This window comes from Candidatus Nitrosomarinus catalina (assembly GCF_002156965.1).
GTDB classification, from domain to species: Archaea; Thermoproteota; Nitrososphaeria; order Nitrososphaerales; family Nitrosopumilaceae; genus Nitrosopumilus; species Nitrosopumilus catalinensis.
On sequence record NZ_CP021324.1, the window covers coordinates 1194684 to 1220881 of the forward strand.

The 26198-nt window shown below is 31.4% G+C and carries 37 protein-coding genes and 3 tRNA genes; 16 read left to right on the top strand and 24 right to left on the bottom strand.

Annotated features, from left to right (window positions below):
- Nucleotides 1–47: 47 nt before the first annotated feature.
- Together NMSP_RS07245 and NMSP_RS07250 are read right to left on the bottom strand one after the other, a co-directional pair.
- Nucleotides 48–2144, bottom strand: a complete 2097-nt coding sequence (locus tag NMSP_RS07245) for a 4-hydroxybutyrate--CoA ligase (protein WP_086908122.1) — start codon at nt 2142–2144, stop codon at nt 48–50.
- Between the two features lie 62 nt (nt 2145–2206).
- Nucleotides 2207–2563: a reverse transcriptase-like protein gene (locus tag NMSP_RS07250; protein ID WP_086908123.1), complete on the bottom strand. Its 357-nt coding sequence runs from the start codon at nt 2561–2563 to the stop codon at nt 2207–2209.
- A gap of 68 nt (nt 2564–2631) precedes the next feature.
- Between NMSP_RS07250 and NMSP_RS07255 the strand changes: the two genes are divergently transcribed.
- Entirely contained in the window at nt 2632–3513 is an 882-nt protein-coding gene (locus NMSP_RS07255) for a radical SAM protein (protein WP_086908124.1), read from the top strand.
- Between the two features lies 1 nt (nt 3514).
- Here NMSP_RS07255 and NMSP_RS07260 read toward each other — a convergent pair whose 3' ends face one another.
- Nucleotides 3515–3766: a hypothetical protein gene (locus tag NMSP_RS07260; protein WP_086908125.1), complete on the bottom strand. Its 252-nt coding sequence runs from the start codon at nt 3764–3766 to the stop codon at nt 3515–3517.
- A gap of 76 nt (nt 3767–3842) precedes the next feature.
- On the opposite strand from NMSP_RS07260, the gene NMSP_RS07265 reads away from it, so the two are divergent.
- Entirely contained in the window at nt 3843–4352 is a 510-nt protein-coding gene (locus NMSP_RS07265; protein WP_225971272.1) for a hypothetical protein, read from the top strand.
- Between the two features lie 5 nt (nt 4353–4357).
- Here NMSP_RS07265 and NMSP_RS07270 read toward each other — a convergent pair whose 3' ends face one another.
- Nucleotides 4358–5338 (bottom strand): adenylate/guanylate cyclase domain-containing protein, encoded by a 981-nt coding sequence (locus tag NMSP_RS07270; RefSeq protein ID WP_086908126.1) that lies wholly within the window; start codon nt 5336–5338, stop codon nt 4358–4360.
- Between the two features lie 71 nt (nt 5339–5409).
- A tRNA-Val gene (locus NMSP_RS07275) sits at nt 5410–5484 on the bottom strand.
- A gap of 81 nt (nt 5485–5565) precedes the next feature.
- Here NMSP_RS07275 and NMSP_RS07280 point away from each other — a divergent pair.
- Entirely contained in the window at nt 5566–6582 is a 1017-nt protein-coding gene (locus NMSP_RS07280) for a glycosyltransferase (RefSeq protein ID WP_086908127.1), read from the top strand.
- 44 nt (nt 6583–6626) lie between these two features.
- Complete coding sequence (locus NMSP_RS07285) at nt 6627–8042, top strand: amino acid kinase family protein (protein ID WP_086908128.1); 1416 nt, start codon at nt 6627–6629, stop codon at nt 8040–8042.
- Between the two features lie 143 nt (nt 8043–8185).
- Here NMSP_RS07285 and NMSP_RS07290 read toward each other — a convergent pair whose 3' ends face one another.
- A complete protein-coding gene (locus tag NMSP_RS07290; protein ID WP_086908129.1) occupies nt 8186–8392 on the bottom strand; it encodes a hypothetical protein in 207 nt (68 codons plus the stop codon).
- Between the two features lie 94 nt (nt 8393–8486).
- On the opposite strand from NMSP_RS07290, the gene NMSP_RS07295 reads away from it, so the two are divergent.
- From NMSP_RS07295 to NMSP_RS07300, 3 genes are read left to right on the top strand one after another with little or no spacing between them, the layout of a single operon-like run.
- Nucleotides 8487–9401, top strand: a complete 915-nt coding sequence (locus NMSP_RS07295; protein ID WP_086908130.1) for a branched-chain amino acid transaminase — start codon at nt 8487–8489, stop codon at nt 9399–9401.
- Between the two features lie 39 nt (nt 9402–9440).
- Complete coding sequence (locus tag NMSP_RS08550) at nt 9441–9602, top strand: hypothetical protein (RefSeq protein WP_192866165.1); 162 nt, start codon at nt 9441–9443, stop codon at nt 9600–9602.
- Between the two features lie 43 nt (nt 9603–9645).
- Nucleotides 9646–10203 carry a class I SAM-dependent methyltransferase gene (locus tag NMSP_RS07300; RefSeq protein WP_086908131.1) on the top strand — a complete coding sequence of 186 codons (558 nt, stop codon included), beginning with the start codon at nt 9646–9648 and terminating at the stop codon, nt 10201–10203.
- A 33-nt stretch (nt 10204–10236) separates the two neighbouring features.
- Here NMSP_RS07300 and NMSP_RS07305 read toward each other — a convergent pair.
- Together NMSP_RS07305 and NMSP_RS07310 are read right to left on the bottom strand one after the other, a co-directional pair.
- Nucleotides 10237–10310: transfer RNA gene (locus NMSP_RS07305), tRNA-Lys, on the bottom strand.
- Nucleotides 10311–10370: 60 nt separating this feature from the next.
- Entirely contained in the window at nt 10371–10973 is a 603-nt protein-coding gene (locus tag NMSP_RS07310; protein WP_086908426.1) for an SRPBCC family protein, read from the bottom strand.
- A 96-nt stretch (nt 10974–11069) separates the two neighbouring features.
- Here NMSP_RS07310 and NMSP_RS07315 point away from each other — a divergent pair, with 96 nt between their 5' ends.
- Nucleotides 11070–11591 (top strand): hypothetical protein, encoded by a 522-nt coding sequence (locus NMSP_RS07315; RefSeq protein ID WP_192866166.1) that lies wholly within the window; start codon nt 11070–11072, stop codon nt 11589–11591.
- On the opposite strand, the gene NMSP_RS07320 is transcribed toward NMSP_RS07315, so the two are convergent.
- The 6 genes from NMSP_RS07320 to NMSP_RS07345 are packed head-to-tail and all read right to left on the bottom strand — an operon-like array spanning nt 11581 to nt 15946.
- Nucleotides 11581–12024, bottom strand: a complete 444-nt coding sequence (locus NMSP_RS07320; protein WP_086908132.1) for a COX15/CtaA family protein — start codon at nt 12022–12024, stop codon at nt 11581–11583. The genes NMSP_RS07315 and NMSP_RS07320 overlap by 11 nt on opposite strands.
- Before the next feature lie 2 nt (nt 12025–12026).
- Nucleotides 12027–12983, bottom strand: a complete 957-nt coding sequence (locus tag NMSP_RS07325; protein WP_086908133.1) for a plastocyanin/azurin family copper-binding protein — start codon at nt 12981–12983, stop codon at nt 12027–12029.
- Nucleotides 12984–12995: 12 nt separating this feature from the next.
- Entirely contained in the window at nt 12996–14522 is a 1527-nt protein-coding gene (locus NMSP_RS07330) for a cytochrome c oxidase subunit I (RefSeq protein WP_086908134.1), read from the bottom strand.
- Nucleotides 14523–14571: 49 nt separating this feature from the next.
- Nucleotides 14572–15003: a cupredoxin domain-containing protein gene (locus NMSP_RS07335; RefSeq protein ID WP_086908135.1), complete on the bottom strand. Its 432-nt coding sequence runs from the start codon at nt 15001–15003 to the stop codon at nt 14572–14574.
- A 2-nt stretch (nt 15004–15005) separates the two neighbouring features.
- Entirely contained in the window at nt 15006–15266 is a 261-nt protein-coding gene (locus NMSP_RS07340; protein ID WP_086908136.1) for a cytochrome c oxidase subunit II, read from the bottom strand.
- A 56-nt stretch (nt 15267–15322) separates the two neighbouring features.
- A complete protein-coding gene (locus NMSP_RS07345) occupies nt 15323–15946 on the bottom strand; it encodes a histidine phosphatase family protein (protein ID WP_086908428.1) in 624 nt (207 codons plus the stop codon).
- A 51-nt stretch (nt 15947–15997) separates the two neighbouring features.
- Here NMSP_RS07345 and npdG point away from each other — a divergent pair, with 51 nt between their 5' ends.
- From npdG to NMSP_RS07360, 3 genes are read left to right on the top strand one after another with little or no spacing between them, the layout of a single operon-like run.
- Entirely contained in the window at nt 15998–16669 is a 672-nt protein-coding gene (gene npdG / locus NMSP_RS07350) for an NADPH-dependent F420 reductase (RefSeq protein ID WP_086908137.1), read from the top strand.
- An 18-nt stretch (nt 16670–16687) separates the two neighbouring features.
- Entirely contained in the window at nt 16688–16921 is a 234-nt protein-coding gene (locus NMSP_RS07355) for a hypothetical protein (RefSeq protein ID WP_086908138.1), read from the top strand.
- Nucleotides 16905–17306 carry a pyridoxamine 5'-phosphate oxidase family protein gene (locus tag NMSP_RS07360; RefSeq protein ID WP_086908139.1) on the top strand — a complete coding sequence of 134 codons (402 nt, stop codon included), beginning with the start codon at nt 16905–16907 and terminating at the stop codon, nt 17304–17306. Before NMSP_RS07355 ends, NMSP_RS07360 begins: the two co-directional genes overlap by 17 nt.
- Here the strand turns inward: NMSP_RS07360 and NMSP_RS07365 are convergent.
- Nucleotides 17300–18475, bottom strand: coding sequence for an aminotransferase class I/II-fold pyridoxal phosphate-dependent enzyme (locus NMSP_RS07365; RefSeq protein WP_086908140.1), 1176 nt, complete (start codon nt 18473–18475; stop codon nt 17300–17302). The two genes, NMSP_RS07360 and NMSP_RS07365, sit on opposite strands and share 7 nt — an antisense overlap.
- Nucleotides 18476–18519: 44 nt before the next feature.
- On the opposite strand from NMSP_RS07365, the gene NMSP_RS07370 reads away from it, so the two are divergent.
- Nucleotides 18520–18594: transfer RNA gene (locus tag NMSP_RS07370), tRNA-Arg, on the top strand.
- Nucleotides 18595–18635: 41 nt separating this feature from the next.
- A complete protein-coding gene (locus NMSP_RS07375) occupies nt 18636–19127 on the top strand; it encodes a hypothetical protein (protein ID WP_086908141.1) in 492 nt (163 codons plus the stop codon).
- On the opposite strand, the gene NMSP_RS07380 is transcribed toward NMSP_RS07375, so the two are convergent.
- A complete protein-coding gene (locus tag NMSP_RS07380; protein WP_086908142.1) occupies nt 19091–19684 on the bottom strand; it encodes a hypothetical protein in 594 nt (197 codons plus the stop codon). The genes NMSP_RS07375 and NMSP_RS07380 overlap by 37 nt on opposite strands.
- A gap of 98 nt (nt 19685–19782) precedes the next feature.
- On the opposite strand from NMSP_RS07380, the gene NMSP_RS07385 reads away from it, so the two are divergent.
- Genes NMSP_RS07385 through NMSP_RS07395 form a run of 3 tightly spaced genes read left to right on the top strand, consistent with a single transcriptional unit; the run spans nt 19783 to nt 21149 of the window.
- Nucleotides 19783–20043, top strand: coding sequence for a hypothetical protein (locus tag NMSP_RS07385; RefSeq protein WP_225971274.1), 261 nt, complete (start codon nt 19783–19785; stop codon nt 20041–20043).
- 45 nt (nt 20044–20088) lie between these two features.
- Nucleotides 20089–20472: a hypothetical protein gene (locus NMSP_RS07390; RefSeq protein WP_086908430.1), complete on the top strand. Its 384-nt coding sequence runs from the start codon at nt 20089–20091 to the stop codon at nt 20470–20472.
- Entirely contained in the window at nt 20469–21149 is a 681-nt protein-coding gene (locus tag NMSP_RS07395; protein ID WP_086908143.1) for a hypothetical protein, read from the top strand. Before NMSP_RS07390 ends, NMSP_RS07395 begins: the two co-directional genes overlap by 4 nt.
- 10 nt (nt 21150–21159) lie before the next feature.
- Here the strand turns inward: NMSP_RS07395 and NMSP_RS07400 are convergent, their stop codons facing one another.
- From NMSP_RS07400 to NMSP_RS07435, 8 genes are all read right to left on the bottom strand, one after another.
- Nucleotides 21160–21648, bottom strand: a complete 489-nt coding sequence (locus NMSP_RS07400; RefSeq protein WP_086908431.1) for an acyl-CoA thioesterase — start codon at nt 21646–21648, stop codon at nt 21160–21162.
- 59 nt (nt 21649–21707) lie between these two features.
- Entirely contained in the window at nt 21708–23039 is a 1332-nt protein-coding gene (locus NMSP_RS07405; RefSeq protein WP_086908432.1) for a UbiD family decarboxylase, read from the bottom strand.
- Nucleotides 23032–23373, bottom strand: a complete 342-nt coding sequence (locus NMSP_RS07410) for a hypothetical protein (RefSeq protein WP_086908144.1) — start codon at nt 23371–23373, stop codon at nt 23032–23034. Before NMSP_RS07410 ends, NMSP_RS07405 begins: the two co-directional genes overlap by 8 nt.
- A gap of 17 nt (nt 23374–23390) precedes the next feature.
- Nucleotides 23391–23852, bottom strand: a complete 462-nt coding sequence (locus NMSP_RS07415) for a hypothetical protein (RefSeq protein ID WP_086908145.1) — start codon at nt 23850–23852, stop codon at nt 23391–23393.
- A gap of 224 nt (nt 23853–24076) precedes the next feature.
- Nucleotides 24077–24847 carry a zinc ribbon domain-containing protein gene (locus NMSP_RS07420; RefSeq protein WP_086908146.1) on the bottom strand — a complete coding sequence of 257 codons (771 nt, stop codon included), beginning with the start codon at nt 24845–24847 and terminating at the stop codon, nt 24077–24079.
- 48 nt (nt 24848–24895) lie between these two features.
- A complete protein-coding gene (locus NMSP_RS07425; protein ID WP_086908147.1) occupies nt 24896–25231 on the bottom strand; it encodes a hypothetical protein in 336 nt (111 codons plus the stop codon).
- A gap of 74 nt (nt 25232–25305) precedes the next feature.
- The gene (locus NMSP_RS07430; protein WP_086908148.1) at nt 25306–25647 is read right to left on the bottom strand and encodes a nascent polypeptide-associated complex protein; all 342 of its coding nucleotides are present in this window, start codon (nt 25645–25647) and stop codon (nt 25306–25308) included.
- A complete protein-coding gene (locus tag NMSP_RS07435; RefSeq protein WP_086908149.1) occupies nt 25644–26117 on the bottom strand; it encodes a PUA domain-containing protein in 474 nt (157 codons plus the stop codon). The genes NMSP_RS07430 and NMSP_RS07435 overlap by 4 nt, the downstream gene beginning before the upstream one ends.
- Between the last annotated feature and the right edge of the window lie 81 nt (nt 26118–26198).

The window sequence follows — 26198 nt, forward strand, 5'->3', positions numbered from 1 at the left end:
TAAATAGTCTGAATTCCAAAATAGATAATTTTATGAACAAAATATTATCATAGACCTATTCTAACGTCTAAAATTTTACAACCTTTTCCTTTTTCCATTACAAGTACAGGATTCATATCTAATTCTTTGATCTCCTTAAAGTCAGAGACTAATTGAGATAATCTCTGAATACATTCAGATAATTTTGCAATGTCTGATGGTTTTTCGCCACGAACTCCTTGAAGAAGTTTTTGAGTTTTAATTGAGGCTATCATATCATCTGATTCTTTATCAGTTACAGGTGCAAGTTTGAATGTAACATCTTTTAGAACTTCAACATAAATGCCACCCATACCGAGCATAATTACTGGACCAAATCCAGGCTCTAATTTTGAACCAATGATTAATTCCTTACCACCTTTTACCATCTCTACAATTAGAACTCCTTTAATCTCGGCTTTTTTATCATATTTTTTTGCATTTTTAATAATAGTTTTGAATGCAGTTTTTACTTCAGCATCATTTGTTAGATTTACTTTGACACCACCTGCGTCAGATTTGTGAATAATTTGTGGTGAAGCAATTTTCATTACGACAGGATAGCCAATTTTCTTTGCAGTTTTTACAGCATCACTTTCTGTAGTAGCAAGTGAACTAGCAGGAAGGGGTAAACCATATGCTTTGAGAACTTCTTGTCCCTCTTCTTCTAAAAGATTTGGTCTTTTTTCATTTTTGACTTTATCAAAAATTTTCTGAGCTTTTGATTTGTTAACTTTGAATTTAGTGATTTTGCCATTTGGAGATTTAACCCAATTTCTAAATCGAATCATTGCTGCAAGTGTTCGAATTGCACCTTCAGCATATGTATAATATGGAACATTGCCTTTTGCTAAAATTTCTCTATTTGTGATTCCCTCATCCAATCCCATTAAACTAGCAAGCATTGTTTTTTTGTATTTTTTTGACATTGTGACAATTACTTCTGCAAGTTTATCATAGTCTAATGTTCCAGAAGGAGTGCACATAGAAATTACTGAACCAACTTTTGGGTGTGCAAGAACTCTGTCTAAAACATTATTGAATCTATTAAAATCAGCATCTCCTACAATATCAACAGGATTTCTAGAACTTCCCCAAGGAGGAATTACTGCGTCAATTTTTTTTCTAACACTTGTGATATCAGCCATTTTGATATTCATTTTTGAACAGGCATCTGTTGAAATAATTGCAGGGCCACCAGCATTTGAAACAATTACAAGATCACCAGATAATGGTAATGGTTGTTTAGAAAATGCTGTAGCATAATCAAATAATTCTTCCATTGTATCAACTCTAATTGCACCAGATTGTTTTAGTAAAGCATCATAGATTTCATCTGAACCCATTAGTGCTCCAGTATGAGACATTGCAGCCTTTGCACCCTCAGGACTACGCCCAGATTTTAAAACAAGAACAGGTTTTTTGAGTTTTTTAGTAATATTTTTACAAACTTTAAGAAATTCTTGTCCGTCTCCCATATCTTCAAGGTACATTACAATAACTTCAGTTTGTTTATGATTAGCAAGAATTTTTAGTACATCAACTTCACTCATTGCAGCTTTATTTCCAAGACTCACAACTGCTGAAAAACCAATTCCTTGAGCACTTGCATCTTCAACTAAAGCTGCACATATTGCACCACTTTGAGAAACTAGAGCAATCTTTCCAGATTTTGGTGTAATTTTTAGAAATGTTGAATTCATCATTGTTTTTGGATCAAGATTCATTACTCCAAGACAATTTGGTCCAATGATTTGGATTTTGTATTTTTTAGCTATATCTTTAATTTCTTGTTCACGTTTTGCACCTTCTTCATCAACTTCTTTGAAACCAGCAGTAATGATAATGACTCCTTTGATTTTTTTCTTTCCACACTCTTCTAAAACGGGTGCAACTAGAGTATTTTTAATCACAATTACTGCTAAATCAATTTGTTTTGGAACATCTAGAACAGTTTTGTAAGCTTTTTTAGAAAATACTTGATCACGTGATGGGCTAATTGGATAAACAACACCTGTGAAACCATTCATAATGTTTGAGGTAATTGTAGCACCAACACTTCCAGCTTTATCTGAAGCACCAATTACAGCGATTGACTTTGGTGACAAAAATACAGATTCGGCCATGATAAAATGAATTTAAGATTTTGTATAATAAAGTTATTCATAGAAATTTCTGATCTATGATTTTAACTACCTAACATCTTACCTGCAAGATTTTCTTTTCTTGGAATCCAAACTATGGATAGATTAGAAAATTTTGCAATAATCAACCACGATTCTCTGGCTAAATCACGGAGTTTTTCATTATTTATAGCAAATTCATGATTTAATTGATTTACCGTATTTTTAGAGTCACTGAAAATAGTAATTTCATCATCAGTATCTGCAAATTTCTTTAATGCAGAAATTATTGCCAAATATTCTGCTTGATTATTTGTAATTTCAGATTTTTTTTCGTAAAATGATTCTCCAGTTTCTTTGACAAAAAATCCAAATCCACCATCTGAACCACCAGAACCGTCGACATAAACACTAATTTTCAATTTTTACTGACTATATTAAAAATAGAAAGTATAAAAAAGATAATCAAACAAAGTCAAATGAATAAAAAATGATGCTGAATTATGATGCGCCACTATACAGACCACCTTCTGAAGCTAGATCACTGATTTTCCAAGTTACATTAGGTTGTTCATTTAACGAATGCTCATTTTGTGACATGTATAGATCAAAGGAATATTCTGAAAGACCATGGGAGGATGTTAAAGCCGAAATTGATATGATGGCAAAATATGTTCCAGAAACAAGAAGAGTATTTCTTGCAGATGGTGATGCATTAAATCTTGATTCTGAATACATGATTAAAATTTTAAAATACATTAGAGAAAAATTTGCAAATATCGAAAGAATTTCATGTTATGCTATGCCAATGAATATTTTGAAAAAAACACCTGAAGAATTGAAGAAAATGAATGATGCAGGACTGGATATGTTTTATTTAGGAATTGAAAGTGGTTCTGATGTGGTTTTGAAAAAAGTAACAAAAGGTGCAGTTGCAAAAACAATCATCAAATCAGTTAACAAAGCAAAAGAAGCAGGATACATCATGTCATGTATGGTAATTTTAGGATTGGGTGGAAAAAAATATTCAAAAGAACACATCAAAGGTACGGCAGAAGTGATTAGTGCATGCTCACCAAATTATGTTGGTGCATTGACATTATACCTAGAAAATGGAATCAAACAAGAATTCATTGATAAGTACAATGGTGAATTTGTCAAAATAAATGATGATGAAGGATTAGAGGAACTTTATGAATTAGTTAATCAAATTAACACAGAAGAGGAAATCATATTTAGAGTAAATCATGGTTCAAATGCATATACTGTAAAAGGTACATTCCCTCAAGATAAACAAGAAATGTTAGATAAAGTAGAATGGATGAAGGACCATCCAGAAATCGTACGTCCTCAAGGAATAAGAGGATTTTAAATTATAAATTCTCAATGATAGATTTTAGATTATCAGGAAGATCAGGTAATTCAGTATGACTTTCATTATTTTGAAGAACTTCAGGACCAATCCGTCTAACTATTTGTGTTGCAATTAAAGTATCAATATTCCTTTGAATATCTTTTTCACTCATTACAGTTTTTAATTTTTCAAAAACTGTTTCTTCATTTTCATATTTTTTAATCCCATATTGCACTAAAATGGTTTTTTCAGTAGTGGAAAATTCAGTCATGAATATCATCAAAAAATAAGGGCTAAGAATCTTTTGTTATCAAAAATGCTTAAAATATGATAGATTTTATTTTAAAATGATGCAAACAAAGTTCCAATTAATTTCAAATGTTTTAACAATGAGAAAATATGCTATGATTGGAATAGGTAGTGGTTTAGGTTTAGGAGTAGTTTATTATTTTTTGACAATGTCAATGTTACCGACTCATTTTGATGCAGAATTACAAATAGCACCATTTTACATTTTTACATCTATTGGACTAACAGTGGTGATTTCATCTTTAGCAGGAATAAATTTTGCAATGATGGCATTCAAAATCAATCAAATGAAAAAAATGAATTCAGTAAAACCCAATTCAGTAAAAACAAATTCATCAGCACTTTTTGGAGGGGTTTTTGCTGCATTTACACCTGGGTGTCCTGCATGTACTGCTCCATTAGCCGTAATTTTAGGAGCAGTGGGTGGACTATCATTATTTCCAATGCAAGGATTAGAATTGAAATTTATTTCAGTAGGGGTATTGATCTTTTCAATTTATTGGATTACCAGAGGGTTACAAAGTAAAAGCTGTTGTAAAATTGGGTAAGTAAATTATTTTCTTCTTTGAACTTGGAAGATTTTGTATCCATATTTTTTATTTATTTCAGTTTCAGGTAATTGAGAAATATCATATTCATTAAAATTTTTAAAAACATTATACAAATTATTATCAATAATCAAACTATTTTCAGGACATAATGAATTTATTTTAAAACATCGATTAACAGTTGGTCCAAAAATATCACTTATTGTAGATGTACTACTCTGAGCTACTTTAACTGAACCATAACTAATACTTATTTTATAATTTAATTCAGGCATTTTTTCTTCTAGAAGTTGTTTTTTTAAATCAGAATGTGATTCAATCATATTCAAACAACATTCTAAAATATTTTTTGTGACTTTAGAGTCACTAAGATCTGTGTTCGGGAATCTAAACATTAGAGCATCGCCAATATTTTTTACCACTTCACCATCATAATTTTTAACAATTTTAGCCATAAAATTTAGAAAAATTTCATATAATTTAGTAACATTATCATCGGATAAAGTAGCAGAAATTTTTGTGGAATCTTTCATATCAATTACAGCAACACAATCATTTTGAGTATGTTGAGAAAATTTTAGAAGTATATCCTCTTGTTGTTTGATTACTTCTTCTTTTTGTTTAATTGTAATTTCTGCCTCTTGAAGTTTTTTGGTCATATTATCAAAGGATTCAGAAAGATCACCTATCTCATCACGAGATTTAATATTGGTTCTAACATTAAAATCACCACGTGAAATTTGATATGTTGCTTCACTAAGTTTTGTAATAGGTTCAGAAAGACGTTTTGCTAAAAAATATGTCAAAATACTTAATCCAATCATTAAAGAAATACCGATTATTACGATATTGACTTGTGATTGAAAAATTGAGATTTTTTCAAAATTAAGAAATATTACAGTTGTTGTAGATATAGAAATTAAAGTTGTAGATAAAACCAACACAAGTAATTTTTTCTGTAGACTGAAAAATGTAAAAGATGACATATGCTAGTTATATGATCATTATGATTAATAGCAATGACGTTATTCTCAGTTTTGCAGATATAATAAAAAAGTGGGCCCACGGTGATTTGAACACCGGATCTTCGCCGTGTAAGGGCGACGTCATAACCGAGCTAGACTATGAGCCCACTGAAACATACCTCGTTGAAATCCATTTAAACTTTGAGACATGGTAAAATATGGAAATCTGATAAAAAATAATCAAGATTATGAATAATTATGATTTCTTTTCCAGTCCAATTGGGTTAGGTCACGTTACTAGAGATATTGCAATTGTCAAAAATCTTAAAGATTTTTCTTTTAATTTTGTCACAGGTAGTGGAGCAGCTAAAATTTTAAAAAAAATTAATTATAATGTTGATGATGTCTATTACCCACCATCATTTGTTGTAGAAAATGGAGTACTGAATAATCAAACAAAATGGTTATGGAGTTATTATCAATATTATAAAAATTGTAAAAATATATCTAAAAAAATAATTAAAAAAAATAATTCAGAACTAATAATTAGTGATGAAGATTTTGCATCATTAACTAATGCACAAGAACTAAAAATTCCAAATATTTTGATTACAGATGTATTAGAGACTAAATTCACAAAAGGAATAGCATCATTTATCGAAAAAAAGATGAATAAATCAATGATGAATATTATTAAAAATTGCGACGTAGTAATAATTCCAGAAAATGGAGAAGATGTTGACAACATTAGAAGAATCGGACCAATTGTTAGAGAGATAAATCTCTCAAGAGAAGAATTAAGGAAAAAATTTTTGTTTAATAAAAAAACAATTCTTATTTCAGTTGGTGGTACAGATGCAGGATTATTTTTAATCAAAAAATCAATAGAATCAATTTTAAAATTAAATTTAGACATTGAAATTATTCTAGTCACTGGTCCATCTATAACAAAAAAATTTGATAATGTAAAAAATTTAGGATTTGTAGATAATTTGCATGAATTAATTTATGCATCAGATATAGTAATTTCACTAGCAGGAAAATCAACAATTGATGAAGCTAATGCATACGGTACACCTGGAATATTTATTCCCATTAAAGATCATTTTGAACAAGAAAGTAATTCTAAAAATGAGGGATTTAGTTTTAATGATATCAACAAATTGGATGAATTAATTTTAGAAAAGCTAGAGAAAAAAAGAAAAAAAGTAAATGCCAATGGTGCAGAATTAGCCGCAGAAATTATTAGAAAATTTACAAAATAGAATCAAATAGTTAATAGATGGCAATTTAGTTTTAAGACAGTACTATGAATAATTTGATCATTGCAAAATTTGGAGGCAGTGCAATAGGTTCTGATGGTGAATCAATTCCACAGATTATTGAAAGAATAAAGGATTTGAAAATAGATTCTAAAGTAATTACTGTATTTTCAGCTCCATTAACCATACATGATGGGAAAAGGCGTTCTTTAACAGATGTAATATTAGAACAAGGTAAAAATGCCGAAAACGGTATCAAGCCATCACTAGATATTGTTAAAACATGTTATCAAAAAATTATTCAATTAGTAAATGAAGAAAATAAAGAAAATTGTCAAAATACAATTGACGTACATCTAGAGAAATCTCAAAAAGCTCTCGAAGATGCACTTCAAAGTAAGGAATTTGCAGATGAAACAAGATCAAGAGCGTTAGCATTTTCAGGAGAAATTTTAATGTCTCATGTTATGAATCATATTTTACGAAGTAATAACATCAAGACAGATGCAGTGGAATTTGATGACTGGCCAATAATTACAGATAACAACATAGAATCAACAAATTTTCTTAAATCTGAATCAAACGAAAAAATTGGCAAAATTGAAAAATTAGTAGAAAGTAATCAAGTTGTTACAATTGGAGGATTCATAGGAAAAACAGTAGATAATGTAACAACCACATACGAGCGTGGAGGTTCAGATAGGACTGCAGCAGACCTAGGGATACTATTTCATAAAAAATATGAAACCAGCATAGATTTTGAAAAAGATAGTTCAGTAGTATCAGCTGATCCAAAAATTGTAAAAGATGGGTTAAGAGAAGTTTTTCAATTATCATATAATGAAGCTAGACTTGCAGGGATGTTTGGGATGAAAATTTTAGATCCAATTGCAATTAAAGAAATTGTTGAACATGGTGTTGACATGCCAATTAAAATTACTAATATTAAAAATCCTGAAAAAATTACTGTAATTAAAAGACAATTAGATGAACAAAAGGGTCATCCGATAAAAATAGTTACAGGAAAAGAAAATTGCGCCATATTTAGAATAGAGACAAATTCAATACAGAAATTATTAACATCCTTAGACAAAGATAAACGATATAGTGAATTCATAATTTTATCACCATTTACAAAAGATGGTGTAGAATTATCAAGAATATTATTTTTAGATGGAGATTATGTTAAAAGAAATGAAAAATACTTTTTAGGATTTGATTCGCTTGCCACGATAACTTACAACCGAGGGGTTATCACATTGATTGGAGACGAAATGTGGAGAGTGCAACAAGTTGCATCAAGAACTAGTGCAAAAATTGGTGAATCAGGATTAAATATTTTGAATATGGATGCACAAGAAGAAACATCAAGAATTTTGATTGTTGTAGAAGATGCTGAAGAAAATATTAGAAAAGCTATTGTTGCGGTACACGAGGAAATCTCAAAAATTAATTTTATTTAATTAAAGCATGGCGTTACAGGTTTTCACCAGTAAACGCCATTAAGGGTTTATTCTTGGACTCTTTATCTAGACTTAGTCCGGCGTTACCCACAACACGCTACTATAATTACAACAATTTACTATTTAATTCTAATCTATATAGTTCAGAGTCGTTCAGCTATATACCAACAAGCAATTCCAATTCCAATGATTGCATACCATTTGAAATTACTCTTATTTGTGAAAATATTCGGCGAGGCTAATTCTCCATCTGGATGATTTGTCAAACGGATTTTACGCATTTGGAATGCTTGACCAATCAAGCCTACAGTAAGAAAAATAATTGCAATAAATCCCAAAGTCCATTCCATATCATTCTACATCATTAATCAGATATGTAGTTTCCAGGTTAACAAATAAGCAAAAAAATAACTCTTTAAATTACGATGATTTTTTTCTTTTCCTATGATAGAAACTGGTAAAATATGGATGAATGGAAAATTAGTTCCTTTCAAAGATGCCAAAGTTCACGTATTAACACATGCATTACATTATTCAACATCAATTTTTGAAGGGATCAGATGTTATGATACTCCTAATGGTTCAGCAATTTTCAGATTACCAGAACATGTTGAAAGATTATTCAAATCTGCAAAACTATATTCAATGAAAATGCAATTTACTCAAAAAGAAATTTCAGAAGGAATTGTAAAAACGATTAAAGCTAGTGGACTAAAAGAAGCTTACATCAGACCATTAGCATACTATGGATATGGAACTATGGGATTAACACCCACAACCAACAAAGTGGATATGTCAATATCATGTTGGGAATGGAAAATGGGAGAATCAAAAGCTGGTAAATTTTCAGGAGCAAAATGTAAAGTTTCTAGTTGGATAAAAATTGATTCAAGATCACAACCAATGCAAGCCAAAGCAGCATCAAATTATGCAAATGCAGCTTTAGCAAGAATGGAAGCATTGGATAACGGATACGATGAAGCAATTATGTTAAATTCACAAGGAAAAGTTGCAGAAGGAAGTGCTGAAAACATATTCATCATAAAAGACGACATTATACAAACACCACCGCTATCTGCTGGTGGACTAGAAGGAATTACTAGAGATAGCATTATACAAATAATTGAAGAAAATGGTGGTTTTGTAATTGAACGAGATTTGGAAAGAGATGATCTGTATAACGCAGATGAAATTTTCATGACAGGTACTGCTGCAGAAGTAAAATCAGTTACACAAATTGATAAAGTCAAAATCGGAACAGGAAAAATGGGCAGTGTTACCAAAGCGTTACAAAAATCATTCACTGATGTAGTAATGGGTAAAGATGAAAGATTTTTGCCATGGTTAACCTTCATCTAATTTCAAATGATTTTTTTACTCAAAAAAATATGAGAAATTATGGATTTATGTGCAACAGGTGATACACCAGAAATTTGTTGGTTTTGTAGAAAAGGACGTCACGAAGATTGTATGAAAAATATTCCAAAACAAGGAAAATCTGATGGGCCACATGATTGCACCTTTGACACACAATTAATTCCATGTAAATGCCAACATTAAGAACAAGAAATAATAACAAATACAGCTTTAATTCAAAAATTTTATGCAATATAATGAAGAATTTTGGAACAAATATGCAGATGAAAATGAATCAAGATATAATGAAGAATTTTCAAAATACATTAGAGATTTAGCTAGTTCTTTACCAGGCGTACAAAGTATTTTAGAAATAGGTTGTGGAACAGGAATTGATTTAAGATCATTCTCAGATTCATTTCAATTACACGGAATTGATCTAAATGATCATGCATTAGAAATTGGTAGAAAACAATTACCAAATGTAAATTTTCAAAAAGGCAATATCACTAAATTGCCATTTGATGATTCTTCAATAGACTTTGTATTTACGCATGGACTCATGAATTATCTAGATGACGATGTTTTAGAAAATGGAATTGCAGAAATGTTCAGAATCTCAAAAAAATGGATTATGCATTGTGAAAAATATGAAAAAGTAGAAAAACAAATTGATGAGAATCATAAATTTCGTAATATGGGTGAAAAATGGCTAGATTACAAAATAAAATTTGTTAGCGATGTAGATTTACATGAAGATTATGGACAAGACCAAACAAGATTTACTTTATTAAAAAAAGTTTAATTTTTTTCCAAATTTAAAAAATATAATTTAAAGCGGGTCTAGAGGGATTCGGACCCTCGACAACCGGATTAAGAGTCCGGTGCGCTACCTGGCTGCGCCATAAACCCACACTGAATAAAAATGACTAGAGTTGTTATTAATCTTGAGATTTTAAAATAAATGAAAATTTAGTTTTGTGCTTTAGCTTCGATTTCACTGTACTTTTCTAAAATTGCTGTAAGTGCAGTTGATACTGGAACATTGTTCATTTTCTTCTTTTCTGCAAGAAGTTTTTGGTATGCATCTAGTGTAATGTATACTGGAATTGAACCATTTCCTTCAAGCAATCCTCTAACATTGTAAAGTGCTGTTTCCATTCCTTTATCAGCTGATTTTGCAAATTTTGCTTTATCCAAAATTGCTCCTAATGGACCAAATGGCATCTCATAATCAACTGACATTGTAATTCTTGTAAGATTATCACCTAATGATTCAAATTCATTTGTGATTTCCCAATGCTTGAATGGACCTTCGATTTGTTTTGCAACGATTTTTTCATTTCTGATAAATTCTGTTGTTTCACAATCCCACTCTAAACGTTTACCGCTAAAGTCACCGATAATTCTAAAGGTTGTACCTACACCCATTCCTTCTTTGATATCCATTGGGACTACTGTCATTCCAACGGTATCATTTTTGATTTGATCAGAAACATGTTCTGGTCTTGCAAAGTATGTGAAGACATTGTCTACAGGTGTTTTGATATCGATTGATTTTCTAACGAGTGTCAACATTTGGCTTTCTTGGCAATACTGATTTAAAGGTTTTGAAGATTTTCCTGAAAAAAATTGATTTACAATATATTCATCTCTGATCGTGTATATTGTATGACTAAACTGCGATCAACGCTGCTGATCCTCGTAATAATTATTTCAGTAACTTCCGCCGTCAATTCGGCATATGCTCATTCATTGTTTAATTCTGCAGAAGAATTCTATGGAGGTTATAGAGTTCAAGTAGCCACAACACCTGAATTTCCACAATTAAACGAACCATCTCAATTTTTGGTAAGAGTTACTGATGCAGACTTTGAAGAAGTTGATAGTTTTACAATGGGAATTAGGGTTTTTTATAATGAACAACAAGTGAATGCAATTCCTCCAACAACTATAGAAGATGCACATTGGGATATTGATTATGTTTGGAAAAAACCAGGAAATCATATTGTCTATATTGATTTGTATGATATGGAAGGCACAAAAGGAACTTTAACGTACTCATTTAACATGGGAACTCAAAGCCCATTTGGAATAATTTTCATAGTTGCAATTACGATAGGTGCATTAACGTTTGCAGTGATTATGGGATACATTTACCTACCTAAAATTTTTAAAAAAATTAGATCTTAGCTTTCATAGGCATTTTTGCAATTCGGAATGCAAATAATGTTGTTAACAATACCATTGCGAATAAGAATATTCCAATTCCCAAATGAACAGAAACTAAAACAGCGTGTAATTTTAAGTCAATTACTAAAGCACCTAAAGTAATTTGTGTAATTACTAATGCTGTTGCTAAGGAACTAGTAATCTTAATTTTTACATCTGCATTTTTGTTAATCAAACTTGCAACCATTGTAGAGATTACCAAAATGCCTACACTTGCTGCAATTAATCTGTGAGTCCATTCAACAAAATATTCTTCTGAAGGCATGAAACCATTTGGACATTGAGGCCATTCAGGACATGTAAGTCCAAGTCCAGAAGCTGAAATGTATCCACCAATAAACATCAATGAATACAATACTACTAAAGTTGATAATGCTAGATATTGAATTGCCAAAATTATTCTACGATAAATTCGCCTATCATTCCTTGTAATGCATGGCCAGGAACTGTACAAATGTAGTGGTAGGTTCCGGGAGCACCAGCAATAAATGTAGTACTGCCAGATTCACCAGGTTTTAGTGGATTGGTTGCTGCTGCAATAGCTGAATCAAAAATTACACTGTTAAAATCATCAGGATTTGAAACCACGCCAAATGCATGGAAGGACATTCCAGCATTGACTGAAGTAATTGTAACTTCATCACCAGAATTTACAACAATTGTTGGATTATTGCCTTCTTCTCCAGGTAATGCGTTAAATGCTAAAGTTCTGAAATCGTCAGATTCTACAAAGTCTAATGTAAACTCATGAGATACTCCTGTTGGATCTGCTGCGACTGCTGGTCCACTAGAGCCTGATACAATAATTTCACCAACCATTCCTTGATCTCTATGTCCTGGAACTGTACAAATGTAATAGTAAGTTCCTTCTTCACCTGCAATGAATTCAGCAGTACCAGATTCTCCAGGTTTTAGTGGATTGGTTGGTGCTGCAACTTCACTTCCAGGAATTATTCCGGCAAAGCCTTCAGTATCTTTTGTGACACCAAATGCATGGAAGGACATTCCATCATTTACAACATTAAAGACTACTTTGTCACCAACACTCATCTCAATTGTTGGGTTAACCCCGGGTTCATCTATCATTGCATTAAATGTCAAAGACCTAAAGTCAGCTGATTCAAGAAATTGAAGATCTTGTGTAATTGTAATTCCGGTTGCTTCTGCAGGTCCTGAATGATCAACATCTCCTGCCATTACTGAAATTACATGAGGTGGCTCTGAAATCCAATAATCCCACATTGAGAAAAATATAACACCACCAACAATACAAATTGCTAACATTATAGCTAGCATCTTTCCAACTCTTGAATTAGTTGTTCTATAGTATTCGGTAGGGTGTTCTTGACTCATTTCATATATCTCCTAATGTGATGGGTTCTTTGCCTCAAATGGATAGTAGTATTTGCCTCCAAGACCAAATGGATCGTCTGTGTCTGCAAATTTTCCTTTTCCAGCGCTGTGAATCATGTTTGCTAAGAATACTGCCATACTGATACCGATAATCATAGCACCGACAGAAGCTATTTGATTCATTGCAATCCATTCTGGAATTGGCGGATAATCATAAATTCTTCTTGGCATTCCATACAAGCCAAGTACGTGTTGTGTAAAGAATACTAGAACAGTTCCTATGAAAGATAGGATAAAGTGGATTTTACCTAAGGTTTCATTGTACATTCTACCAGTAACATATGGGAACATGTAGTAGAGATAACCAATTGAACCAAATGCAATTGTACCCATTACAAAGAGATGGAAGTGTCCAACTACCCAGTATGTATCGTGTGTTGTAAAGTCTAATGGCATTGCACTGTTAACTACACCACCTGCACCTGCAGAGAAGAATAATGCAATTCCTCCAACTGCCCACATCATTGGTGTAGAGAATCTAATTCTTGCATTCCACATTGTTGCAACAAAGTTGAACACGTGCATTGCAGATGCTGGAACAGCAGCTAATGTTCCAACCATAAAGACTGTTTTTTCAGTGAAAGACATTCCGGTTGCATACATATGGTGAGCCCATGATGAGAAACCGACAATAGATAACATAACAAATGCAAATACACCAGAACTGTAACTGTAAATTGGTTTTCTTGAAAATCTTGGAATGATTTCATACATCATTCCGATTGCAGGAATTACTAAAACATATACTTCAGGATGGAATGTAAACCAAAACAAGTGTGCATATGAAATTGGGTCACCACCCATTGCCGGATTGAAAAATCCACTAACTCCAAGTCTATCTGTTAGAAGCATCAACAATGCTGCAGCAAATGTTGGAATTGCAACCATTATGATTAATGAAGATGATAGGAATGACCAAGCCATTAATGGAATTTGTCCAATTGACATGTCAGGATGTTTACATTTGAGAATTGTTACAACAAAGTTTAGAGCACCTAAAACTGAAGATATACCCAAAATCTTTAAGCCAAATATCCACATGTCGGCTGCTGGACCTGGAGCACTAATTATAGAATATGGTGGTGTTGCATACCAAGTAAAGTCTGCAAAGCCTAACCAAATAAGGACTCCTGCTGGAGGAATCATCCAAAATGCTATTGCATTAAGTTTTGGATAAGCCATGTCCTTGTATCTAACCATAATTGGAACATAGTAGTTACCAACTGCAGATGCAAATGGAATAATGAATAAGAAAATCAAAGTTGTTCCGTGAACAGTAAAGATTCTGTTAAACGTCATAGCGTCTGCTATAATTTGAGATCCTGGTAAGAAGAGTTCAGCTCTAATTCCGAGTGCTAATGAGCCACCTAAGAACAAGAATGTTAATGAACTGATAAGATAAAGTAATCCGACATCAGTGTGATGTGTTGAAAACATAATTTGCCAAATAGGGCGTGGTTTTTGTAATTCTAAAGTCATTAGTTAATCTCCTCGAAAATAATTTCGGATAAAAGCGTTGTTAAGGTTGTCAATGTGATGGCTCCTCAACATATAGTGTTCCTCTCATGTTATAGTGAATTAATCCACAATATTCTCTACATTGAATATCATGTTCACCAACTGCATCTGGTGCAAACCATACAGTATTAACTCTACCAGGAATTGCATCCATTAAAACTACATAATCGTGAATGTTAAAAGAATGGTTAACGTCTTTGGACATTACTTCAAATTTGTAGGCCTTTCCTACTTCAACATGTAATTCACCAATTTCTTTAGTTCCATCTTCATGTTCAAAAGTCCAGAACCACTGTTGTCCAGTTACAATAATTGTTTCTGCATCTGCAGGAACGTGTTCAACAAGTCTTTCAGCTTCCCATGCTTCAGCACCGACCCAAGTCATTAATGCAATAACTACTGCAACATAAATCCATTCAGGCCAATTAGAGTGTCCACCCATCTCTACCAGTCAGTCCCCTCATAACGAGTTGGTTTTGCTTTTGGATGGGATTCTCTAAATCTCCAAACTTGCCAGATAATTGTACCAGAAACAACTGAACCAGTGATAAATGCCACAGTCATCATTTTATAAAATAAATTCCAAATTAGGACTCTACGATCAAGGTATTCACCAGGTTCTTCACCTGCTGCAAATGCAAAATCTACAGCTGGTAGGCCTACTAAAACAGCCATTATCAATAGGAATCCAAATATGAATTTCATTAGCGATTATTTGATTTCGACCTCAATTTCTTTATAAGGGTTTTCAAGATTTGCACTTACCAATTCTGATCGAATCTAGAGGGATGCATCACATTAATGCCAGATAGAGAGAATTTCCGATCTTTTTCTCTAAATAAATTCAGAGATGCATTTGCAATTATCAATTCAAATAGATTGGTTGGGGACAAATCAACTATGGTAGATAACATTGCTTTGATTGGATCCATATGAGTCACTAAAACGACATTTTCATCAGGATGTTTTTCAATTACTTCTTCTACTATTGATGCAACTCGTTTTTTTACATCAGCAAAAGTCTCCACTCCATTATGAGCAATTTCTAATTCACCATTGTAGAATTTCATAAAGACATTTCCATGACTCGTAAAAATTTCATCATAGGGAACTCCAGTAAATTTTCCCATATCAAGTTCAATTAAACGATCATCAATTGTTACATCAATTGAATTGTGTTTTCCAACAATTTCAGCAGTATGTTTTGCTCTTTGAATTGGACTTGAATAAATTGCAGAAATATTCATGTGTTCTAGTAGTTCAGCAGTTTGTTGAGCTTGTGTCATACCTATATCGGTTAATGGAACTCCAGGAGTTCTACCAGACAATATTCTTTCAGTATTATTTTTTGCCTGACCATGTCTAAGAAAAATTATTTGGCCCACTATGTTCAAAAGATCAAATAGAGATAATAATAACATTATCAGCAATAAAATATGAAAGTTGGAATAATTGGAGGAACAGGCGGAATGGGTAAAGGTTTTGCCTTAAGATGGTCACAAAATCATGACGTTATAATTGGCTCAAGAGATGCTACAAGAGCATCTGAATCAGCAGTAGAAATAACAAATATGGCAAAAGAAGCATTTGGGGAAATAAAAGGAACGATATCTGGAAACGACAATGTTTCTGTAGCAAAAGAAAGTGATGTCTTAATTTTATCAATTCCTTATGAAAATATTGATTCAGTATGTTCTGGAATTTTATCAGAAATTAAAGATAGTTGTGTAGTAGTATCACCTATTGTTCCAATGACAAAAACAGATGTTGGTTTTGAATGTGTTTCAATTAAAGACAACAAACCATTTTCATACAAACTAGTAGCTGATCATATGAAAGACAAATCAAAACTAGTATCAGCATTTCACGTAATTTCTGAGAAGAAATTGATTAATCCTACACTAGAATTAGATTATGATATCTTTGTTTGTGGAGATGATAAAGAATCAGTAGGAATTGTTAATACTCTAATTGATGAAATCAAAGGATTAAGATCAATTTACTTGGGACCAATTGAATTATCATACCTTGCAGAAATGTCCACGCCATTGCTACTAAATGCAATGATTAGAAATAAAATTAAAAATCCAGGCATCAAAATCATCTAAGTCTGCATTTCATTAATCATGAGTCACGAATATCACAGGAGGGGTAGAAATTGGTTTACAGCAATTGGTTTGATGTTTTGTGTAATGGCAACAATAGTTTTAATTCAACAATTATTAATTTGGGGACCAGAATTTGTAGAAGACTTTCTCTTCAATGGGGATGTTACAAACGAAAAGGTTTCAATGGGAATGCTAGCATTTGGGATTTTTATGGTAGCATTAGGGTTTAGAAAACATGAACAAAAGAGATGAATTTCTAAAAACACAAAAAATTTTACGATTATCTACTATTGATAAAAATAATTTTCCACATATTACGCCTGTCTGGTATATTTTTAGTGGGAGAAAAATCTACATTGGAACTGACACTAAAAGTCAAAAAATTAAAAATTTAGAAAAAAATAATCATGTATCATTTTGTGTAGATGTAGGAGTTAATGCTCCAAATATTTATGGAGTAATGGGACAAGGAATTGCAAATATTATTTTAGAAATACCAAAAGCAAAAAAAATTGCAAAAAAAATACTTTTGAAATATTTTAAAACATTAGAAAATAAATCAGCAAAACAATTACTAGAAGATACAGATTGTATTATAGAAATAATTCCACAAAAATATTCAAAATGGAGTTATTGACTAACAAATTCTTCAATCTTATTCATTGCAGAATCTAAAATTTCAAGACTTGGGAGATAAACAAGTCTAAAGTGTCCAGTACCATATTGTTCCCCAAATCCAGAACCATGAACGGTTAGAACACCTTTTGATTCTAATAATTTTGTAACAAATTCTTTATCATTACCAAATCTATTATCCTCAATTTTGGGAAATGCATAAAATGCACCCTTAGGATTTGGACAAGAAAGTCCTGGCATTTCATTAAGTCGTTTAACAACTAAATCTCGATGTTTTTTCATTTCTGAAACAAAATCATTGATATAATTTTGTGGTCCACGTAAAGACTCTAAAGCTGCATGTTGAACTGGGAGACTCGTTGCAATTCTCACCCTAGCAAGCTTTGGAAGATGTTCACGTAGAGATTCAAGTTGAGGAGATTGATTAAATGCAATATAACCAATTCTCCATCCAGACATTAGATGAACTTTAGAAAATCCATTTAGAATAATGACAGGAGAATCGCCAGCAACCTTTCCAATTCCTACAAATTTATCATCAAAAATTATTTGATCATAAATTTCATCACAAATAATGTAAAGATTGTGTTCATTAGCAATATCAACTAACTCCTTTAATGCATTTTCATTAAATACAACACCCGTAGGATTATTTGGACTGATTAAACAAATTGCAACAGTTTTAGATGTAATTTTAGATTTAATATCATCAATATCTGGTGTTGAATTATTTAGGTCTACAGAAAATTCTACAGGAATTCCACCATGCAATCTAACATACGAAGCATATGGAGGATAATACGGTCCAGGTAAAAGCACTTCATCACCTTCTTCAACAATGGAAGAGATTACCATATCAAGTCCTTCAGATACACCATTTGTAATTAAAACATCATCAGCTGTAATAGAAAGTCCTTTTAGATTTTCTTTTTTTGCAATCTCCTTACGTAATTCTAAAAGACCTTCTGATGTGGAGTAATAATTTTCACCGTTATTGATAGAATTGATCAAAGCTTGTTTTACATTATCAGGAGGTTGAAATCCAAATTGTACTGGATCACCAATATTTAGATAATCAACATCCATGCCAGATTGTTCAACTTTTCTTGCAGCTAATACAATATCTCGAATTGCATATTCAACGCCCATAACTTTTTTTGAAACTTTCAATGTATCTAGACAGATATTTACACCCGTTAAAATCTTAATTGTTTGGACTCGTGGCTCAGCCTGGATAGAGCAAGCGGCTTCGAACCGCTAGGTCGAGGGTTCAAATCCCTTCGAGCCCTTTAGATTATTTTATTAACCAAATAATTTTCCAGAAAACTAAATGAAGGTGTCCGCATTCAAAATTGGATTTGTATTAGTAGTAATTGGGATGATTTGGGTTTCAGTAATTTTTAATGAAACTGAAAAAAATCACGATTCAATAATCCTCAAAAAATCTAGTTCTATGGAATCAAAATTAAAATTTACAGGAGAAGATATAGGATATTACAAAGTTTACATGCCTGAATTTACTAAAGAAAATGTATTTGTTCAAATTTTAGATAAAAATTTGAATATAATTCAAGAGCAAAAAATCAATACAAAATTTTCAGTAGGTTATTTTGACTTTGATAAAGATGGCATTTATACAATGAAAGTATCAAATATTTCAGAAAATTCAATAAATTTACAAACAGAATTTGGAAATACTCATTCAGATAATATGATTGCACCTGGAATTATGATATTGTTAGGTTCTTTGATAATTATGCTGATTTCCTATCTAAAAATAAAAAATTACAATATAGAACATCCAGATGAAAATATTTCATAAATCTGAATGCATTGAATGGTATGGCCAAAAGTTAAGACAATATTAAAAATCAACCAAGTTGCAAAAAATAAAAATGCAATTATTGAGAAAGGTAAAAAGAATTTCAATTTTGTATGTTCCCTATTTTTAATGATTAAAACTGCTCCAAAGGATGCAAGAACTAAACCAAGCTCAAGAGGTTGATGGGACCACGAGATAAGTCCATCAATTCCAAAAAGATCATGAGATAGTGAATCACCAAATCCAGAAATCATTTGAATTATAGAGCCTACAATAACAAATTTAATTCCAGTTTTTAGAGAACCATGAACAGATTTCCTCATGAGTAACAAACAACCCATAGATGCAGCAAAAGAAGTCATAAACACACCAGTATAAACAACAATGTGTGAAGGACTCCAAAAAGACTCAGGTTCCTTAAGAATATGAGATATGGCGTCCCAGAATCCGGCTGAAACTATTACAATAGGTCCAATAACTGCAAGAATAGATACAAGAGAAACAAGGGTTGACGATTTTAGAAGAAATGATTTTGAAAATTTTTGAATTAATTTCATTTTATTTTTCTGATAAGAATAGACTATTTGAAATGTTGGAATGATAATTTTTAATAGAATAATACATTGTGCGTAATTGAAAGAATTAACTATATTAGATGAAAAAATCTGAACTAATCATGAGTCCAGGAATAGGATTAATGAAACGAAGATTGGAAAAAGAAAAAGATGCAATTGCATTGGCAATTTCAGGAATTGCAAAACAGTATGATAAAAAACCTGAGGAACTCAAAACATTAGAAACAAAATACCATAATGATGCAGGGGATTGGTATGTAGCATTGGGATGGGATGAAAAAAAGGCAATAGTGAAAATGGATTCAGTTTTAGGAACCATTACTGAAATTACAGAAATTTAATTTATTAAAAATAAGATTATAATTGGATTATTTTTAGGTACATTGATGGACATTACAATTGAACCATGGAAAAAATTGATTATTCATGAAATAATTGAGTACCAATTTGATGATTGGGTTAAACAAATTGCATTTAGTACAAGATCATCAGGTGGAGGTATTCCAACTATGCAATGGACAAATGGAATTGTTTTTGCATCATCTAGTCTACCAACTACCAATGCAACGGTTGAAGAGCAATTAAAAGGCGTTTTACATTGGTCGTCAGTATCATTTGCAATTAAGGAAAAATTTGAGAAACAAATAGTGAAAGAAAATGCAACAATCAATCTAGTGGATGTCAGTGTAAATGAAATTTTTAATAAATTATCTGTAGAACTAAAAGCACAATCAAAATATACAAATTCAGAATCTGGCAAAAATCAATGAATATTGAAGAAGAAATTAAAAAATGTGAAATTTTTTTAAAACAAATTAAACAATACGATCCTGATCCATTTTATGTAAATTATTTTTTTATTAAATACATTAATTCAATTGAGAATATAATCAATGGAATTTTTGAGGAAGCAAATACAGATTTTGGACTATTTATTTCAGAAAAGATTACACAAAAAAAATTTCATAACAAAGCAAAAGCAAAACAAGATTTTAATGCATTAAAATTTTCTGAATGGTTTTCAAACAAATATGAAATAGAGCATAAAAACCCATATCCAAATATTATGAATAAAATTCGTCAATTCAAAAATATGAATGAAAAATTACCAGAAATTAAGATAATGATGAGAGGTACTGAAAGATACAAAGATGATTTTTATCAAGAAATTAAAATTGATTTAAAGAATAAAAAAATTATTTCAAAAGAACAGTTAGAAATTGAAATCAAAAGACAGACTCCAATATTTTTAGAAATTATTAATAAAAAAAGAAATGAAAATGAAGAACCAAAAGTTACAAAAAAGAAAATTACGTCATCTGCATTTTTAACTTTAGAAGATGAACAAAAAATTGAAATTATGTATTTATGTCAAATATACACGCCTGTAATTAGACGACTACTTGATGAATCAAGAGATAAAATTAAAAAAATAAAATTTCAATAATTTAATAAATCTATTTTTGTCGATTTTGTAATCGTCTTTCCATTCTAGATTTCCCTTCATCGAACTTTATACGATCCTCATCTGTTTTTAGAGCTAGAGTTGGGACAGGAATTGGCTTACCATTTTTACCAAGTGCAACAAATGTTACAAAAGCAGTTGCAGTAATAGTTCTAATTCCAGTTACAATATCTTCAGCTTCTGCTTTAACTTCAATTTCCATTGAAGAATTATGAACATAATTAATTCGGGCATTTAAGAAAAGTACATTTCCAACAAAAACAGGTTTCAAGAAATTTACACTGTCTAAAGACACAGTTACTGCATTAGATTGAGAATGTCGCTGTGCAACTATTCCTGCTACCATATCAATATTTTTTAAAATTTCACCACCAAACACATTTCCAGCTGGATTTGCATCTGAAGGAAACATTCTAACAATTACCTCAGCATGAGATTCAGATGGAGTTTTTTCAGATTTTATAGAATTTTCTGAGGACATTTTTTTATACCAACATACCTGTACATTCATCCAATTTAATTTGATCAGTCAATTAAAGATTATTTGAAATATTTTTTCAGGTTAATTTTATCAATTTTAGGTATTTTGGCCATCTCAAATCCTTCGGGACGTTTAGAAGTAGAACGGGTTGCATCAATGCCCATTTTGGCAGTTTGTAATTTCTTTTGATCACTGGAAGGATCAAGACTAGAACCACGCACATTCTTAATAATTACCAAATCCTTATCAGCCTGAAATCTTGTTGCCATCGCATATTCAACAGATTCAGCACTGTTTGGATCAATATCCTCATCAACTACAGTCACTTGTTTTAATGAGCGATGAGATTCAAATGTTTTTTTAATAATTTTTTTAGCATCAGATTCTGTTTTCTTTTTAATTTGTACAACAGCATGTAACCAATTTGAACCACCATTTGTCATAGACACCTGTTTTACCTGTGAGAAAGCCTTTTTCAATTCCCCATTTAGTTTAGATTCAATGGGCATTCCCATCAACAATCTGTGTTCGCCATAACCTGATAAAACATCATGGAATATAGGATTATTTCTAAAATACAAATTCTCAATTTCAAAAATTGGTTGTGATCTTTTATGATCATAAGTCTGAAGCATTTCAACCATCCATTCAGGATGAACTTTATCACGCAAAATTTTTCCCTCCATTACAATTTCTGAACCAGACGGTACATTCAATCCAGAAAATGGAAGTTTTGCTAAAGTTAATTTTCCACCCAATAAAGAATTTGCAATATCAATTTCATCCTTACCCCAATCAAATTGATAAGCACCAGCAATTGAGATTGCAGGATGGACACCAACAGTAATTGCAATTTTAAGATCCTCACCATGTTCTTTTGCATCAATAAAGCATCGATGTAAGTGACGACCTTCAACCATTCTAATTGATAGATGTGTTTTGTCAATAGGCATCATCCTGTGAAATGATGAGTTTTGTTTTCCTGTTTCAGGGTTTTTTGCATAAGCCACTGAAGAAGTAATGAAAGGTCCTGATTCCTTTTCAAAATGAGTCACAACAGGCATTAAATTGATATTTTTTGACTTATTTTCCATGAATTTTCCAGTAGGCACGATTTTTGGTGCTTTTGAGTTTTTTATTGCTGAAATTACTTTTTGATGTATGTTATTTTCCGTGCCACCAACTGCCAAAGCAAATCTTTTTCGAGTTCCAACTAAATTAGATACTAGTCTAAAATCACTTTCTTTGATATTTTCAAATAATACTGCATGTGATTGATCTACTTTTGCTGTAACACCAGCAATTTCATATTTAGTTGAAACTTTGGTTTTAATGGTTTTAAGTTCTTTAATTTTTTTAACTTTGGAAATGTAATCTCTTAAATCACTCATTTTCAATCATTTCCATTATCTCAGACATTAAGGCTTTTGCGGTTGACGGTTCTAATTCATTTTTGACAAATATTGAGACCAAAGCAATCCCTTTCATCCTTGTACTAATTCGTTCAGAAACTAATCGTAAAAATAACGATTCATTTCTAGATGGAACTATAGTAGTGGTAGTAGGTGTAGGACCAGTTGCTAAAGAAACTGTCATGGAACCAATCTTGTCATTATCTTCTGAGACTGAGACAAAATATCCATTTTCAAATTTTTGAGTTCTTAAGGAAAAATTACGATTTTCTAATTTAATAATTTTATTTAGAAATCCATTTGAGGAAGTCAATAACTTACAAACGAACCTTATGCTTTTATTGCTATTGATTCATTTTCTGGGTTTTTTTTGCAGTTCTTCTCATGTTTATCAATAAACACATAAGGTTTTTCACAATATTGACATGGTGTTTTTTCTTTACCTTTTGTTGTTTTTGCTTTTGTTGTTTTTGCTTTTGTTGTTTTTGCTTTTGTTGTTTTTGCTTTTGCTTTTGTTTTTCCTTCAGCTTCAGCAACTAATTCTTGTTCCATTGCAGAAATAGAATTGGTTTCTGCTTCTGCGGAATCAGCTTCAACTCTAGCACGAAGTTTTGCTTTGTATTTCAAATTACGTGGTTTTGTTCTTAATCTATATCCACAACAAGGACACCACAATCCTTCCCATTTAATGAAAATTTCACAAATTTGACATCTTCTCTGACCTGATGCATAACGTCCTGTTCCAACAGGTTTTTGAGCTTTATATCTAACACAGATGCCTTTGCATGTCATTTTAGTATTTTATATAGAAATTATAGGTATATAAGCATGGATCGCTAAAATTTATAAAAAATAAAAATTATTTTTAAAATAATTACAAGTTTTTTCATTATAAAATTATATTTTTCAAAAAAATGATTTAAAATAACCATAAATATGTATTGTTTAAAATTTTTCAATATTTTCAAAATTTATTACAAATTTGTATAATTTCTAAAAAAATTTTTAGAAAAAATTTATGGAATTAGACAGGTGTTTGTTGCGTCATCAAATACAGTTCCAGCTCCACATTTGGAAGTAGTTTGAGTGCCTTCTAAAAGACAGGTGTTTGTTGCGTCATCAAATACAGTTCCAGCTCCACATTTGGAAGTAGTGTTAACATCAGATTCTGTCGTTTCATTAATCACTTCTGTTGGTGGCTGTACAGAATCATCATCTAAAGAAACTGTTTTGTCAAATCCAGTATTCACAACAACTGCTCCACCAATTACAGCTAAAATTGCCAATACACCTATCACTATGAGAATATTTTTTTTATTCCCATTGTTAGATTTTTTTTCAATGACCTCGTTAGGTATTTTGTCAGGTATTTTTTCAACAGGATCTTCTTTTACTTCAGGATTTTTTATATCGCTACCACAATCAAGACAAAATTTAGAATTTACAGGAATAGATTTACCACATTTCCAACAGTAAATGTGTTCCATCTCTACAACATCATATTCATCTTCATCTACAACATCATATTCATCTTCATCTTCAATATCCTCTTCAGAAACCATGGTTTTAGAATCTTCTTCATAGGGATCCTCGCCACGAATTTTTGCTAATTTTTTTTGGGTTTTGACTTGTTCAATATAATCATGAATTAAATGATCAAGATATGCTCTGTCAGAACCATATACCGTTCTTTTTTGTTTTAGCATTAGTTTGATATGTTCTAATCTATATGGGTCTCCCACTTTCATTTTGATTAAAATATTAACTTGATCAAGTAAGGACTGCATTATTCATTTGTAAAATATCTTGAATTTAAAATTGATCAATATCGAGGATTATGCTTTCAAAATTGTAGAAACGACATGTTTTACCATATCATCAAAATTGGAATTTACATTTGATTCTATTTCAGCCAATTTGGAATCACCTTCTTGGGAAATTTTTGCAGATTCTGAATTTGCTTTTTCTTTTGCGGCATTAATCATTACTTCTGCCTCTTTGGTAGCCATCTCACGAGTTTTTTCTAACAATGTGTCGATTTCACTCAAAGTTTTAACATTTAGTTGTTTTTTCATATCTCCAACTTTGCCTGTTAAGGAATCAAGATCATCTTCTAATCCGTTCAAAGATTTGATAATTCCTGTAACTTTTGATTCAGCAACGTCTGCCATGTTATTCAGATTTGGTAAATTCCATTTATTAAATCATTCATTTTTAGGGCATATTTTAGGCACAAAAAGTGAGATTATCCAGATGTGAGAAGCAAAATTGCTCTGGCTAGATCGCCTTTGGCCTCTTCTAAAGCACTTTTTGCCTTTTCTTCATCGACACCTGCTTGTTGGCTGACTAATTGAATATCATCATCAGAGTAAATTGGAACTTCTAATTCAGCTTCCTCATAGCTGTCTGCAGTTACAGTAAAGATGGAACTATCTTTTGCTTTCATTTCAGTCACTGAAGGCTTTGAAATGATAATCTCTTTTTTGTCAGTTTTAATAATAACTTCTTGTACATTTGATAATTCATTCATGTCAAGACCCATCTTGTCCATCATTCTTCGCATTTCGCGGTTACCTCCTCGCATCATACCACTATCTTCTCCTTACGACTTTTTAAACTATCTCTAACTTTTATGGCTACGCCCAAATTCAAATCAGAAATCATTTTTGAAGATAAAATTGCTTTACCAACTGCAATTACTTGATTCTCAAATAATACAGGAGTGTCAGATGAAACTTTAACATTTTTTCCGCACCAAGTAACATGTTTACAAAAAACGGATCTTCCTTCCATTACAAAAGGAGCAGCATCCTTGTTAACTTCAATACAATTTTCTTTGAATGTTTTACTTTGCAACAATGTCTGAGCAAAATTAATACTAATTGCCAAACTTCCATTTATTCTCAAAGTACAAAGTAATTTTCCTTTGTGTGAAACTGTTCGAATTCTACCAGTTTTTCTGGATAATTCTATATCTAGATCTTTTGGTAAAAATTTTGATGTTCCCCTTCCAAATAGAGCGTCAAGTGATTGTTGAAGTTTAACAAATTTTTCCATATTTGAAAATAAATTATTGGAAATATTAGTTGTTGTTAATCTATAATAATAATAAATAACTATATAGTTAGTTACAAAATG